Genomic DNA, 14,499 nt, shown 5'->3' with positions numbered 1-14,499 from the left:
GACCCGGCCTGACCGCGCCCGCACCGGGCGGCCCGCACCGGGCGGCCCGGCCGGGACCCGGGCCCGGCGGCCCGGGACCCCCGCCCCATGCGCCCGGGACCGGGGGCCCACCAGACTGGAAACCAACGCACCGAGCGGCCCAGGAGGCCGGCATGCGCACAGCGGACCGGACCACGACGAGCACCCCCCGGTCGGGGCCGGAGATGCTGCCCGCGTACACGGTCTGCGTCCTCACCATGATCTCCGCGGTCACCTGGGGCGTGGTCACCCTCACCCACCTGGGCCACCCCGCCCTGCGGGACCTCCGCCTCCACCTGGCAGCCGACCACGTCCTCGTGGGCCTGGGCATCGCCCTGACCGGCATGGTCTTCGCCGCCCGCCGCACCGCCCGCCTCCTGGGCGCGCTGATGCTCTGCTCCGGCTGCCTGCTGACCCTCGCCCAGGTGGTGCCGCTGATCGCCGTCGTCCGGGGCGCCGGGCCGGGCGTGCTCACCGCCGTGTTCGTCCTGGTGATGGTCGCCTTCACGCTGATCAACAGCATCGTCTACCCCATGCCGCTGTGGCTGCCCACCGGCCGCTTCCCCCGGGGCTGGGGCCCGCCGTACGTGACGTTCACCGCCGTCTTCAGCGCCCTCCAGCAGTACCACGCCTTCACCCGCCCGGGCTTCGTCTACTACGGGGTCCCCAGCCCCCTCGCCGACGCCCCCTGGGCCGGCATGGAGGGGATGCTGACCCCGTGGATGGACACCGCGGCCCGCTGGGTCCCGCCGGTCATCGCGGGCGCCGGCGTCCTGATCATGCTCGTGCGCTGGCCCCGCGCGCCGAAGGCCGAGCGCCCGTACGCGATCCTGGCCGTCCCGTACGTCCTGTGGCTCGTGGTGATCGGCCTCACCGAGTACGGCGACCCCCCGATGGGCTTCGAGGTGGTCCTCGTCTACCTCGCCGCGGCCTCCTGGCCCGCGACCGTGGGCTACGTCCACGTCCGGGACCGGACCTGGGCCCTGGACCGCGCGGGGCGGCGGATCCTGACGGCCTTCGTCCTCACCTTCACCTTCTTCATGGCCTACGCGGGCGGCGCCTTCGTCCTCGACTACTTCGCCCCCGGCTCCCTGAGCCCCGAGGCCGGGCTGATGGCCTGCCTCACCCTCCTGGTGGGGGCCCTGCTGCGGCCCACCGCCCGCTGGTCCGCCCGGCTCGTCGACCGCTACTACTACGGTGAACGCGCCCAGCCCTACCAGGCCGTGCGCGCCCTCGCCGACCGGCTGGGCCGGGCCCTCGATCCGGGCGAGATGCCCCGGGTGCTGTGCGACACCGTCGTGCACACCCTCCGGCTGCCGGCCGCCCGGCTGGTGGTCCACACCCGCCGCGGCGACCGCGAACTGGTCCGGCTGGGCACGCCCGGCGTCCTGGACGAGGCCTTCCCGCTGGTCCACCGGGGCAACGCCATCGGCCACCTGTACGTCCCGCCCCGCGCCGGGGAACTCGCCCTGGACCAGCAGGACCGCGAGGCCGTCCGGATCCTGGCCGGCCACAGCGCACCCGCCGTCGCCTCCCTCCAGCTGTACGAGGACCTCCAGTCCAGCCGCGAACAGATCGTCCTGGCCCGCGAGGAGGAACGGCGCAGGCTGCGCCACGACCTCCACGACGGCCTGGGACCGGCCCTGTCCGGGCTGCGGCTCCAGGTGGACGCGGCCCGTACGGCCATACCGCCGGGCGGCCGGGCCAACGCCTCCCTGGCCACCGTCTCCGAGGGCATCGGGCGGGCCATCGACGAACTGCGCCGCATCACCGGCGGCCTGGCCCCCGCGGCCCTGGACGGGGCCGACCTGCCGCGCGCCCTGCGCCAGCTGGCCGAACACCTGGGCCGCACCCTGCGCATCACCGTCAGCCTCGCCCCCGAGCCCTTCCCCGGACTGCCGGCCGCGGTGGAGGTGGCCCTGTACCGGATCGCGGCGGAGGCGCTGAACAACGTGGTCCGCCACGCCCGGGCCGGCCACGCGCACGCCGAGGTGGTGCTGACCCGCGAGGCGGTGACGGTCGAGGTGCGCGACGACGGAGCCGGCCTTCCCGACGGCGGCCGCGGCGACGGCGGGGTCGGCCTGCGCTCCATGGCCGAGCGCGCCGAGGAGCTCGGCGGCACCTTCGCCCTGGTCAGCTCGGACTCCGGGACCGTCGTCAGGGCCGTGCTCCCGCGGACGGCCGGGACCTGAGCGGGACCCGGGGACCATGTGCCCGGGACCCGGGCGTCCGTACGTTGATGGTCCGGAGCCGAAAGGGCCCGGAGCAACAGGAAAGAAGGTACCCCTCATGAACGCGAAGCTCGCTCGTATCGCACCGGTCGCACTCGTGGCCGCGGGAGTGATCCTCTCCGGCCCGGTGGCCCTGGCGGCCCCGCAGCACGAGGCCTCCTCGGCCGCCGCGGTCGTCGACCACCGGTCGTCCGGGAAGAAGGGCCCCTACTCCAGCAGGGGATCCTGTGAATCGGCCGGCCGGTCGGGCCACTACAAGAGCTGGCACTGCTCCTACGAGCACTACAAGTGGTGGCTGTACTACTCCTCCTGACCGGGAGGCCGCCCCATCGCGCCGGGGCCCGGGACACCCGTCCCGGGCCCCGGCCCTCGCGCGCGGGCCCGCCGGTCAGACCGTCTTGACCATCCCGCCGTCGACGACGTAGTCGGCGCCCGTGACGTTGCCGGCGGCGCCGGACAGCAGGAAGACGATCACCGACGCCACCTCCCGCGCCTCGGTCAGCCGGCCGGTGGTGAGGCCGAAGTCCGCCGGGAGGCGTTCCAGGAGGACGGAGTGCTCGACCCCGGCGGCTTCGGCCACGAGCCCGCCGAAGTCCGCGGGGTCCTCCCAGACGGCCGTGCGGGTCGGACCGGGGGAGACGGTGTTCACGCGCACCCCCAGCGGCCCGAACTCCTCGGCGAGCGACTTGGTCACCGCGCCCAGCGCCGCCTTGGCCGCGCTGTAGGCCACCGGCCCGGTCGCGGGCAGGCGGGCGCAGACGGAGGAGACGTTGACGACGGCGCCCCGGCGTTCGGCCAGTCCGGGCAGGACGGCGCGGGTCAGGCGCACCGCGCTCATCAGGTTGAGGTCCAGGTAGCGCGCCCACTGGGCGTCGTCGCTGTCCAGGAACCCGGTGAGCCCGCCCTCCGGGTCGCCGCCGCCCACGTTGTTCACGAGCAGGTCGACCGCGCCCAGTTCGGCGTGCGCGGCGTTCGCGAGGGCCGCCACCCCGGCGGGGGTGGCCAGGTCGGCGGCGACCCCGAGGGCGCCGGAGGCGGCGAGTTCCGGCGTGACCGTGCGGGCGGCGCCGACGACGCGCACGCCCTCCTCCACCAGCAGCCGTACCGTGGCGAGGCCTATGCCGCGGCTCGCGCCGGTGACGATGGCGGTCTTGTCGTGCAGTCCGAGCTTCATGGTTCCCCAGTTCTTGAGCTACAGGTACAAAACATGGGCATGCGGGATCCCGCCCCGTCCGGGGGCGGGTCCGAGGGGGTCAGAGCGAGTCGACGGTGGCCTCGACCACCAGGGAGAGGCGCTCGGGGCCTTCGGCGACGCGCGCCAGCAGCCGCAGTCCGATCGCCGTGCTGAGCAGCATGCTGCCGACCGCGCGGGCGTCCCGCTCCGGTGAGATCTCCCCGGAGCGCCGGCCCTCCTCGACCAGCGCCCGCAGGGCCTCCTCCGTCCGGTCGAACATCCGCCGCACGAGTTCGGCGGCCACCTCGTCGGCCCCGGCCAGTTCGGCGGCGGTGTTCACCGCCATGCAGCCGCGCCGGTCCGGATCGGTCAGGTCCATCTCCACGAGCATCCGCAGGGCGGCCCGCAGTCGGTCCTTCACGGGGCCGTCCCCGCCCAGCAGTTCGATCACGGCCACCGCCTGGCTGTCGCGGTAGCGGCGCAGGGCCAGCTCGAACAGGGCGTGCTTGCTGCCGAAGGCGTGGTACAGGCTGCCCTTGCCGATGCCGAGCGCGTCGACCAGGTCCTGCGGGGTGGTGGCGGCGTAACCCTGCCGCCAGAACACCTGCATGGCCCGCTCGACGGCGGCTTCGGGATCGAACTGCTTCGGCCTTCCCATGATCGTGATTCAACATCATTCTGTACCCTCGGGTCAACTACGGGCCTTCGGGGGCGTCTGCGCCCCCCTGCCCTCCTGCGCGCCGAGGGTCAGCAGCACCAGGGCGTCCGTCCAGCCCAGCGGGACGACGGCCTTCGGCTGCCCCTGCGCGTCGACCGTCTCCGGCAGCTCGCCCAGCAGGTTGCGCCGTTCCAGCACCCAGTCGAGCACCGCCCCGCCCTTGGCGCGTTCGCCCGAGGAGGACCAGGCCAGGGCGAAGAACGAGGTGCTCGCCGTCCAGGTGACGTCCCCCCACCGGGTGTCGGGGTCGCTGCCCGGCACCAGCCCGCCGTTGGGCCGCCGCAGCTCCCGGAAGGTGTCGTCGAGCGCCCGGGGCAGGTCCGCCGGCGCCGTGTTGAACGGGGGCGCCATAAACGCCGCCGCGCTGTCGCGCCCGTGCAGCCCGTCCGCCGTGCGCCCGTAGCCGAGCGGGGCGAACCGCTTCGCGATGCCCGCCTCCAGCCGGCCTGCGGCCTGCGCCCAGCGCCCGGCGTCGGCGTCCCGGCCCAGTTCCCGGGCGAGGTCCGAGGCGGCGTTCAGCCCGGCCAGCAGCGGTGCCGCGGTGCCGATGTTCGCGGTCGTGGTGGGCAGCTCCCAGTAGTCGGGGGAGGCCGGCGGCAGCCCCTGGGCGTCCAGCGAACCGGCGGCGAAGTCGGCCGCCTTCGCCAGCGCCGGGTACAGGGCACGCAGCCGCTCCGCCCGGCCCGCCTCCGGCGCCGTCCGGTACCACTGCCAGGCGGCCCAGGGGACCCACCCGTCGGCGTCCAGCTGCCACGGCCGGGCGTCGGGCGGCCCCGACCCGTCGAGGCGGGTGCGGGCCTCCCAGGTGCCGTCCGGCCGCTGGGTCCCGGCGTTGTGGCGCAGGATCCGGTACGCCTCCTCGTCATGGCCCGTGTGCGCGAACGCGGCCGCGGCGAAGGCGGAGTCCCGGGGCCAGGAGAAGTCCCAGAACGGGTACCAGGCCGCGGCGAAGGCCCCGTTGGGCCGCAGCAGCGCCCGCATCGACAGCAGCGCCCGCTCGGCGGCCTCGCGCCGGGGCCCCGAACCGCCCGGGACCGTGCCCGAGTCCAGCCAGCGCCGGGACGCGGCGATCTGCGCGAGGGCCCCCGGATCGTCCGCGCCGACCACCCGGGACTTCGACGCGCCCGCCGGCAGGTACCGCCACCGCCCGGACGGCAGCTCCAGCACGTTGCTGCCCGGCACGTAGCGGGCGCCGACGGCGAAGGCCGGGTCGACCGCCTCCACCGCCCCGCCCCCGTCGGCGAGCAGCCCCGCCGTGCGGGCGGGCTTCAGGGAGGCGGGGACGTAACAGGCCTCCACCTCCCCGCACCGCTCCGTGCCCGACGGGTTCACGTAGAACGCGAACCGCCCCCCGTCCTCCCGCCAGCCGCCCCCGTCGTACAGGGAGCCGGCCGGGGCCCCCGCCGTGTCCCCGCGCGTGCCGTGCCAGACCACCGGCTTGCCGTCGGCCGTGGTGGCCTGCGCGAACAGCCAGTAGCGGGTGCCCGGCCGTACGGACGCCGACAGCGGCACCTCCACCCAGCCCGCGCCCGGCCCGCCGAGGGACGCCAGGTCGACGGCGGCGTCCGCGACGGCGGACCCCGGGTCGTCCCGCACGGCACGGACCTGCACCCGCACCCGGCCGGCCGCGGCCGAGCCGTTCAGGTACAGGCTCACCCGGTCCAGCCGGCCGGCCGCGGTGGTGAACTCCTGGGCTGCGGCGCTCCCGGCCCCGATCCCGGCCAGCGCCGCAGCGTGCCCGGCCTGCCGGTCCGGGGCCGCCCGCCGGGCCTGGGCGGGGGGCCCGCCCGCGGCGGTCGCGACGGCCGCGCCGTCCGCCGCGTGCAGCAGAGTCGTGAGCAGGGCGGTGGCCGCCAGAACGGAACCGGTGCGCATCATCACGAAATTGCCTCCACAGTGACGAACCGTCAAAAAGCCTGGCAGAGCGCGCGTGGACGGCGCTATTCATCCAATATCTCCGGCCCGGCCGCCACGTTGGACCCGTGCGCGCGCACCACGCGCGGGACATGCCGTGAAGTCCCCCGTTCGGACGCACCCCTTCACCGGTCCTCCACAGCCGCACCAGCGGTACACCACCGCCGTCGCGCACTCTCTCCTCGTCCACCACCGCACACCAGTACGCCCACCAGTCCGACCGGCACGCCAGGCGCCGGGCCAGTACCCACCGGGGGAACAGTGATCACTCGACGGACCGCACTCAAGGCAGGCGTCGCGGCCACCAGCATCGTCGGCACCGGCGGCATGCTGCTGCCCGTCGTGAACGCCACCGCGAAGGAGCCCGCCCGCGCCGCCGCGGCCGAGCTCGACGCGGCCGGCATAGCCAAGTTCACGCAGAAGATGCCGCTGCCTCCGGTCCTCTCGCCCTACTTCTCCACCAGCACCACCAGCTACTACCGGATGACCCTCAAGGAGGCCACGAAGGAGATCGTGCCGGGGCTGAAGACCCCGCTGCGCACCTTCAACGGCTCCTTCCCCGGCCCGGTCATCAAGGCGGAGTCCAACCGCCGCGTGGTGATCAAGCAGACCAACAACCTGGCGGTCCCCACCTCGATCCACCTCCACGGCGCCCACGTCCCCCAGGACAGCGACGGCTCGCCGATGGACCTCATCCCGGCCGGCGGCGGCACCAAGACGTACACGTACCCCAACACCCAGCCGCACGCGAACCTGTGGTTCCACGACCACGCCCACCACATGGAGTCGGAGAACGTCTTCCGCGGCATGACGGGCACGTACATCCTGACCGACGACGTCGAGCGCCGGCTGCCCCTGCCCGCCGGCCAGTACGACGTGCCGATCTCGCTGCGCGACGCGCGCTTCCTGGAGAGCGGCGAACTGGTCTACGCCATGGGCGACTTCATGAAGCGCAACGTGGTCCTCGCCAACGGCAAGGCCTGGCCGTACTTCGAGGTGGCCTCCCGCAAGTACCGCTTCCGCCTCACCAACACCTCCAACCAGCGCTTCTTCGACCTCTCGCTGGCCGACGACTCCGAGCTCGTGCAGATCGGCACCGACGGCGGCCTGCTGCCGGCCCCGTACCGCACGAACGTCGTCAAGATCAGCCCCGGCGAGCGCGCCGACGTGGTCATCGACTTCTCCCGCTACCCCGTCGGCACGGTCATCGAGCTCCGCAACAAGGACATCGCCCCCTTCGAGTCCTCGGACGTCGTGGGCAAGGTGCTCCAGTTCCGCGTCACCCGCACCGCCCCCGACCACAGCTCCGTCCCCGAGCGGCTGCGCACCCTCCCCGAGCTGGGCACGGCCACCGTCAACCGCGACTTCGACATGCGCATGGACGAGGCCCCCGGCGGCAGCGCGTACATCAACGGCAAGACGTACGACATGGACCGGATCGACACCGAGATCGCCTACGGCGCCACCGAGATCTGGACCGTGCACAACAGCAACAAGATCGCCCCGCACAACTTCCACATGCACCTGGTCCAGTTCCGGGTGCTGGAGCGCAACGGCCAGCCGGTCACCTCCGGCCCCGAGACCGGCCTCAAGGACACCGTCCCGCTCAAGCCGGGCGAGACCGTCAAGCTCCAGGCCACCTTCACCGGCTACCGCGGCACCTACGTGTACCACTGCCACCTGTTCGACCACGGCGCGATGGGCATGATGGCCAATATGCGCATCTCCTGACCCCGTCCCCCCTGCGTATCCTCACCCCGGCGGCCGATGGGCCCGCCGGGGTGAGCCCGTGTCCGGGCCCGTTGCCCGGGCGGGGTCCAGGTCGTTCGACCGTCCGACGGGACCGGCGGGCGGGCCCGGGGGACGGGAGGGGTCTTCGCCATGCGGATCACGCGCAGGACGGTACTGGGGGCGGCTCCGGCGGGAGCGCTGGCGGCGCTTCTCGGACACCCCCCGGCCGAGGCGGCCCCGGCCCCCGTCCCCGCCCCCGCCCCCGGCCCGGCCCCGGCGCAGCCGGCCGACACGGTGCGGCTGCGGTTCACCCGGACGACCAACGGCGCCGCCACCGCCACCCCCGCCCTGGACCGCGTCATCGCCGAGGTCCAGGGCGTCCTGTGGTCGCTGCCGCGGGACGGCTCACCGGCCACCCGGCTCACCCCGCCCGACCTGGAACCCGGCCGCCCCGTCCTCTCCCCGGACGGCGGCCGGGTCGCCCTGTGCGCCTACCGCGGCGGGAACTTCCACATCTGGGTGATGCGCGCCGACGGCACCGGACTGCGCCGGCTCACCGACGGCCCCTTCGACCACCGCGCCCCCGCCTGGTCGCCCGACGGCCGCACCCTCGCCTTCTGCTCCGAGCGCGGCGGCGACCCCGTGGCGGGCAGCCCCTACCGGATCTGGACCGTGGCCCTCGGCGACGGGGGCCTGCGCCGCCTGACCGGCGTGCCCGGCCAGGACGGGCCGGAACAGGGCGGCGCCTGGGAGGACTTCGACCCCGTCTTCACCCCCGACGGCTCCCGCGTGCTGTTCGTCCGCGCGACACCCGTAGGGGAGGCCCTCACCGGCCGCACCCTCGCCTCCGCGGCCGCCGACGGCAGCGGCCCCGTACGCACCGAGCACACCGCCACCGAAGGCAGCCTGCTGGCCCCCGCCCTCTCCCCGGCCGGGCGCACCGCCTGGCTCTGCGCCACCCCCGGCCCCCGCAAGGCCGAGCACCTGACCCTCTACGCCGACGGCCGGCCCGTCCCGCTCGACGGCGACCTCGCCCCGGCGCCCCCGCGCTGGCTCGGCGAGGACCGGCTGCTGGTCACCCTCGACGGGCGCTTCCGCGCCGTACGCCCCCACCGCGACCGCACCGGCGAGGAGATCCCCCTCGACGCCACCCTGGAGGTCGCCCGCCCCCGCCACCGGGTCAAGGAGTACGTCCTGGAGGCCGAACGTCCCCTGCCCGTCCGCGGGATCCACCTGCCGGCCCTCTCACCCGACGGCCGCAGCGTGGCCTTCGCCGCCCTCGGCGCCCTGTGGACCGCGGACGTCACCGGGGGAGCCCCGCGCCGGATCCTCCAGGCGAAGACCACCGCCTACCCCCAGAACCCGGTGTGGAGCCCGGACGGCCGGGCCCTGCTCTACACCGACGACCGCGACGGGCTCAACACCGTCCGCCGCCGGGAGCTCGCCGACGGCCGGGAGAGCGTCCTGTCCCCGCCCGGCCGGGTCTACGGCTCCCTCTCCCCGGACGGCACCCGCCTCGCCGCCCTCGACCTCTCCGGCCGGCTCTCCGTCCGCGACCTCGCCACCGGTACGGAAACCCCCCTCGTCACCGCCCTCGGCGGCGGCGGACTGCCCAGCCCGCCCAGCTGGTCGCCCGACGGCCGCCACCTCGCCCTCTGCGACCGCAACCGGCTCAGCCGCCGCTTCCGCGAGGGCTACAACCTGATCCGGATCGTCGACACCGCCACCGGCGCCGCCCGCCTGCACGCCCTCGCCCCGCACGCCTCGCTCTCCGACCGCTACGCCTCCGGACCCGTCTGGTCCCCCGACGGCCGCTTCCTGGCCTGCGTCGCCGAGTCCGCCGTGTGGCTGCTGCCCGTCACCCCCGACGGCACCCCCACCGGAGCGGCCCGCCGCCTCACCGACGAGAGCGCCGACCACCCCTCGTGGTCCGGGGACTCCCGCACCCTGCTCTACCAGTCCGCGGGCCGGCTGCGCCTGCTGCCCCTCGACGCCGACGGCCGGCCCGCCGGAGCCCCGCGCACCGTCCCCGTCGCCCTCACCCACCGCCGCCCCGCGCCCGTCGACACCGTCGTCCACGCCGGACTGCTGTGGGACGGCACCGGCACCCCGCCCCGCGCCGACGTCGACGTCCTCGTCAGCGACGGCCGCGTCACCGCCGTCGAACCCCACCGCCCCGGCCGCCGCGCCGCCCGCAGCGTCGACGCCTCGCGGGGCACCGTCCTGCCCGGCCTGTGGGACGCCCACGTCCACCCGTACCCGTACACCTACGGGGCCCGCCAGGGCGTCCTCCACCTCGCCTACGGGGTCACCACCGCCGTCTCCCTCGGCGGCTCCGCCTACGAACAGGCCCGGCTCCGCGAGGACATCCGGGCCGGCCTGCTCGCCGCGCCCCGGCTGCTGGCCGGCGGGGAACTCCTCGACGGCTCCCGCGTCGCCTACAGCATGGGCCGCGCCCACCGCACCGCCGAGGGCTTCACCCGCTCCCTGGCCCGCGCCGCCGCCCTGGACTGGGACTTCGTCAAGACCTACGTCCGCGCCCCCTACGCGGCCATGGAGGAGGCCGCCCGCTTCGCCCACGAACGGCTCGGCGTCCTGTCCGGCTCCCACCTGTGCGCCCCCGGCATCCAGTCCGGCCAGGACCTCACCACCCATCTGATCGCCACCGAACGCGCCGAGTACGGCCACGGAGCCACCCCCGGCGGCCACACCGAGGCGGACACCCTGGAGGTGTACACCCGCGGCCGCTTCGACCTGATCGCCACCCCCTTCACGGCCTTCCCCCTCATCGGAGCCGACCCCTCCCTCGTCGCCGACGCACGCGTCACCGCCCTGATGCCCCCCTGGGACGCCGCCGCCCTCAAGGCCGCGGCCACCCAGCCGCCCACCCCCGAACAACTCGACGCCCTGGAACGGGAAGTCGGCGTCTACCGCGCCGTCCTGGCCGGCGGCGGCCGGGTCGCCCTGGGCACCGACGCCCCCCTCACCCCCGTCGGCCTCCACCTCCACCTCGCCCTGCGGGCCCTGCACCGCTACGGCCTGTCCCCGGCCGAGGCCCTCACCACCGCCACCCGCACCCCGGCCCGCGTCTTCGGCGCCGACGACCGCCTCGGCACGGTCGAACCCGGCAAGTACGCCGACCTCACCCTCGTCGACGGAGACCCCTTCACCGACTTCGACGACCTGGTCCGCGTCCGCGCGGTCCTGCGCGCCGGCACCCTCCACGAACGCGCCGCGCTGGAAGCCGCCTTCCCCGCCCCCGCCCCGGCGGCCACCGCGGCCGCCCCGGCCGCCTGGCACCCCGTCCGGCACCAGATGCAGCGCGACGCCTGCTGCAACACCCCCTCCCGGTACGGGGGTTAACCCCACGGGCGATCACCGGGCCGCCGGATGGGGGCCCGGCCCGGGAACGGCGAGGCTTGCCCCATGACGACGCACCGCACCCAGGCCCTCCTGCTCGCCCTCGCCACCGCGACCGCCCTGACCGCGGCCGCCGCACCCGCCGCCTCCGCGGCCCCGGCGGCGGCCGGCGGCCCCCGCGCCTCCGTACCCCGCCTCGACTGGCACCCCTGCGCCCAGCCCGGCGGCCCCGCCACCCAGGAGTGCGCCGACCTCCCCGTCCCCCTCGACTACGCCGACCCGTCCGGCCCGCACGTCAGCGTGGCCGTCTCCCGCGTCCGCAGCGACCGCCCCGCGGCCCGCCGGGGCACCCTCGTCGTCATCCCCGGCGGCCCCGGCGGCTCCGGAGTCCAGCGCCTGACCCAGAAGGGCGCCGCCCTCCAGAAGGAGCTCGGCGGCGCCTACGACCTCGTCGCCTTCGACCCCCGCGGCGTCGGCGGCAGCACCACCGCGAGCTGCGGCCTCGCCCCCGAGGACCGCTACCTCACCGCCCTGCGCTCCTGGCCCGGCGCGGACGGCGGCGTCACCGGCAACCTCGACCGCTCCCGGCGCGTCGCCGAGGCCTGCGCCGCGAACGGCGGACCCGTCCTGCGCAGCCTCACCACCGCCAACGAGGTCCGCGACATGGACCGGCTCCGCGAGGCCCTGGGCGAGCGCAAGCTCTCCGCCTGGGGCGTCTCGTACGGCACCTACGTGGGCGCCGTGTACGCCCAGACCTACCCCGGCCGCACCGACCGCTGGGTCCTCGACAGCAGCGGCGACCCCGACCCGGCGCGGGTCGCCCGGGGCTGGCTCGCCAACATGGGCAAGGGCGCCGACGACCGCTTCCCCGACTTCGCCGCCTGGGCCGCCCACCCCGACCGGGACGGCGAGGGCCTGCGCCTGGCCGCGCGCCCCGAGGAGGTGGAGCCCCTGGTGCTCTCCCTCGCCGCGGCCCTGGACCGGGACCCGCGCCCGTCCACCACGGAGGGGGTGCCCCTGACCGGCAACGGCCTGCGCCAGGCCCTGCAGAACGCCCTCTACTCGGACGCCGCCTTCCCCGGCCTCGCCCGGCTCCTCCTCGCGCTGCGGGACCCGGGGGCCACCCCCGCGCTCCCGCCCGAACTGGCCCGGCCCCTGCGCGACCAGGACGCCGCGCTGACGGTCGCGGTCATCTGCAACGACGTCGCCTGGCCCCTGCTGCCCGCCGCCGACCAGCAGCGGGCCGTGGACGAGGACCGCACCCGGCACCCCCTGACGGCCGGCATGCCCGTCAACGTCACCCCCTGCTCCTTCTGGAAGACCCCGCCCACCACGCCGCCGACCCGGATCACCGACCGCGGCCCGTCGAACGTCCTCATGATCCAGAGCCGCAGGGACCCCTCCACCCCGCACTCCGAGAGCCTGAAGATGCGCCGGGCCCTGGGCGACCGGGCCGTCATGGTCACGGTGGAGCACGGCGGACACGGCATGTACCTCGGCAACGGCAACGCCTGCGGGGACCGCGCCGTCACCCGCTTCCTGACCACCGGGGCCCGCCCCGCCCGGGACACCGACTGCCCGAACTGACCCCGGTTCCGGCCCGGCGCGGGGGACGGTGGTTGACTGGCCGCATGCCGCTCGACTCCTACGGCGTGCTGTCAGGGACGCTGCACCGCCACTTCCGCGACCGGCCCGGCAGCACGGGCAGCCGGTCCCGCGTCCACCTCGAGGTCGACGCGCCCGCCGGGCGCTACCGGTGCGCCGTCGACGTGGCCGGCCCACCGTCCGCAGGCGGCGTCCGGTGGAAGGTGTTCGTCCTGGCCGCCTCGATCCTGGAGCCGGTGCCGGCCATGGGCCCCGGCTACCACGAGCTCTCCATGTCGCGCGGCTCCGGCGCCCTCGACCTCCAGCGCCACCCGGCCCTCGCGGACCGCCGGGCCCGCCTGTTCCGCAGCCGTCCGCCCGCCTGGCTCCAGGGCCTCCGGGACCGGCTGCACCCGCCGCGCCCGTGGGTCGCGGGCTCCCCCCTCGACGCCGCCGAGGCCCTGGAGTCCGTCCTGGTGCCCGGCCGTGAGGTGCTGGTCTTCGGCGCGCCCGTCGACCAGGGCCTGGGGATGCGCGACGTCCACCAGAACCAGGGCGCCCCCGCCGGCAGCCGGTGGTGGCCCGAGAACGGCACCTGGCAGGACGGGGCCGTCCTCACCCGGCGCCCGGACGGCCGGTACGACGTCTTCCTGAGCAGGTTCTCCGGCCAGGCGGACCACACCGACGCCGACGGCCGCCCCGTGACGGGCCCCTGACGGACGGTCAGGCGGGCAGTTCCCCGATGCCGGGGAGCAGCCCCGCGAAGGGGTCCGCGGCCAGCCGGCGCAGCGCGGGCAACTGCCCGTACAGGGCGGTCCCGGGGCATTCGGTGGCGAACGCGTCGCGGTGGCCGGAGATCCGCTCCACGGTCACCCGCTCACCGCGCCGGAAGCGGCCGTTGCCGACGGAGGAGGTCAGGGTCACCGTGCCGGACGGGTCGTGCCCGTACCGGCGCAGGGCCCAGCCCGCGAGCCGGGCGACGGCCTCGACGGCGGCGTCCGGGGCCTCCTCGTCCGTGTAGCGGCCGATCACGGCGACGCCCAGGGTGTCGGTGTTGAAGCCGAGGGTGTGCGCGCCGGTGACGGGCCGGCCGGAGCCGCCCGCCCGGCCCTCGAAGACCGTCCCGCACTTGTCGACCACGTAGTTGTAGCCGAGGTCCTTCCAGCCGTTGACCCGCTCGTGGAGGGCCTGGAGCCCGCGCACGATCGCGGGGGAGTCGGCGCAGTCGTAGGCGTTGGTCTGGGCGGTGTGGTGGACGAACACGGCCTCGACCTCCCGGCCGTACACCACCGGGCCGCCGTCGCCCGGCGCCGCGCCCCAGTCGGCGCGGGACACGACGTCCGGACGGCGCGTGAGGGCCCCGGCCCCCTCGTACACGGCCGTCACGGGCCCGGCCGCCGGGGCGCCGGCACGGGGCCGGGCCGAGGGGCCGGCGCCGGGGTCGACCAGGTCCAGGCGCACTCCGGGCTCCAGGGCGGCGTCGGCGCCGGCGGCCCGTACCTCGACCCCGGCGGAGGGCCCGGCCCACCAGGGCTCCCCGGGCTCCAGCACGGTCCAGGGGGACCAGGCGCCGGAGGAGCGGGACCTGGTCCTGACCCGGTACCCGGCGGGGGCGGGGGGCCGGCCCGCCGGTCCGGTGACGGCCAGCATGCTGAAGTCCGGGGTGCGCGCGGTCCTCCGGCGGGGGGCCGCGGGGGGTGGGGGGCGGGTGAGGGCCCGGGGGGCGGGGGGGGGAGGGGCGGGGGGCTGGTCCCCGGTCGCGGCCGTGG

General features: G+C 76.0%; 10 protein-coding genes. 6 read left to right on the top strand and 4 right to left on the bottom strand.

Features of this window, described 5'->3' with window-relative positions:
* Nucleotides 1–152: 152 nt before the first annotated feature.
* Nucleotides 153–2,210 carry a histidine kinase gene (locus ACFVXK_RS30945; protein ID WP_389618065.1) on the top strand — a complete coding sequence of 686 codons (2,058 nt, stop codon included), beginning with the start codon at nucleotides 153–155 and terminating at the stop codon, nucleotides 2,208–2,210.
* A gap of 97 nt (nucleotides 2,211–2,307) precedes the next feature.
* Complete coding sequence (locus ACFVXK_RS30940; protein ID WP_389618062.1) at nucleotides 2,308–2,562, top strand: hypothetical protein; 255 nt, start codon at nucleotides 2,308–2,310, stop codon at nucleotides 2,560–2,562.
* A 75-nt stretch (nucleotides 2,563–2,637) separates the two neighbouring features.
* On the opposite strand, the gene ACFVXK_RS30935 is transcribed toward ACFVXK_RS30940, so the two are convergent.
* From ACFVXK_RS30935 to ACFVXK_RS30925, 3 genes are all read right to left on the bottom strand, one after another.
* Complete coding sequence (locus ACFVXK_RS30935) at nucleotides 2,638–3,423, bottom strand: SDR family oxidoreductase (RefSeq protein ID WP_389618060.1); 786 nt, start codon at nucleotides 3,421–3,423, stop codon at nucleotides 2,638–2,640.
* A gap of 79 nt (nucleotides 3,424–3,502) precedes the next feature.
* The gene (locus ACFVXK_RS30930; protein ID WP_389618057.1) at nucleotides 3,503–4,081 is read right to left on the bottom strand and encodes a TetR/AcrR family transcriptional regulator; all 579 of its coding nucleotides are present in this window, start codon (nucleotides 4,079–4,081) and stop codon (nucleotides 3,503–3,505) included.
* Nucleotides 4,082–4,114: 33 nt separating this feature from the next.
* Nucleotides 4,115–6,019, bottom strand: coding sequence for a choice-of-anchor R domain-containing protein (locus tag ACFVXK_RS30925; protein WP_389618068.1), 1,905 nt, complete (start codon nucleotides 6,017–6,019; stop codon nucleotides 4,115–4,117).
* Nucleotides 6,020–6,316: 297 nt separating this feature from the next.
* On the opposite strand from ACFVXK_RS30925, the gene ACFVXK_RS30920 reads away from it, so the two are divergent.
* The 4 genes from ACFVXK_RS30920 (at nucleotide 6,317) to ACFVXK_RS30905 (ending at nucleotide 13,446) form a co-directional block, all read left to right on the top strand.
* A complete protein-coding gene (locus ACFVXK_RS30920; protein ID WP_389618054.1) occupies nucleotides 6,317–7,786 on the top strand; it encodes a multicopper oxidase family protein in 1,470 nt (489 codons plus the stop codon).
* Nucleotides 7,787–7,936: 150 nt separating this feature from the next.
* Nucleotides 7,937–11,149, top strand: coding sequence for an amidohydrolase family protein (locus tag ACFVXK_RS30915; protein ID WP_389618051.1), 3,213 nt, complete (start codon nucleotides 7,937–7,939; stop codon nucleotides 11,147–11,149).
* Between the two features lie 63 nt (nucleotides 11,150–11,212).
* Nucleotides 11,213–12,733, top strand: coding sequence for an alpha/beta hydrolase (locus tag ACFVXK_RS30910; RefSeq protein ID WP_389618048.1), 1,521 nt, complete (start codon nucleotides 11,213–11,215; stop codon nucleotides 12,731–12,733).
* 44 nt (nucleotides 12,734–12,777) lie between these two features.
* A complete protein-coding gene (locus ACFVXK_RS30905; protein WP_389618045.1) occupies nucleotides 12,778–13,446 on the top strand; it encodes a DUF2278 family protein in 669 nt (222 codons plus the stop codon).
* Nucleotides 13,447–13,453: 7 nt separating this feature from the next.
* Here the strand turns inward: ACFVXK_RS30905 and ACFVXK_RS30900 are convergent, their stop codons facing one another.
* Nucleotides 13,454–14,380 (bottom strand): peptidoglycan recognition protein, encoded by a 927-nt coding sequence (locus tag ACFVXK_RS30900; RefSeq protein WP_389618042.1) that lies wholly within the window; start codon nucleotides 14,378–14,380, stop codon nucleotides 13,454–13,456.
* Nucleotides 14,381–14,499: the final 119 nt, after the last annotated feature.

The sequence above is a fragment of the Streptomyces sp. NPDC058157 genome, assembly GCF_042884105.1.
In the GTDB taxonomy this organism is placed as follows: domain Bacteria; phylum Actinomycetota; class Actinomycetes; order Streptomycetales; family Streptomycetaceae; genus Streptomyces.
Note: the sequence above shows the minus strand (reverse complement) of the source record. Positions and strands in the feature narration are given on the sequence as shown.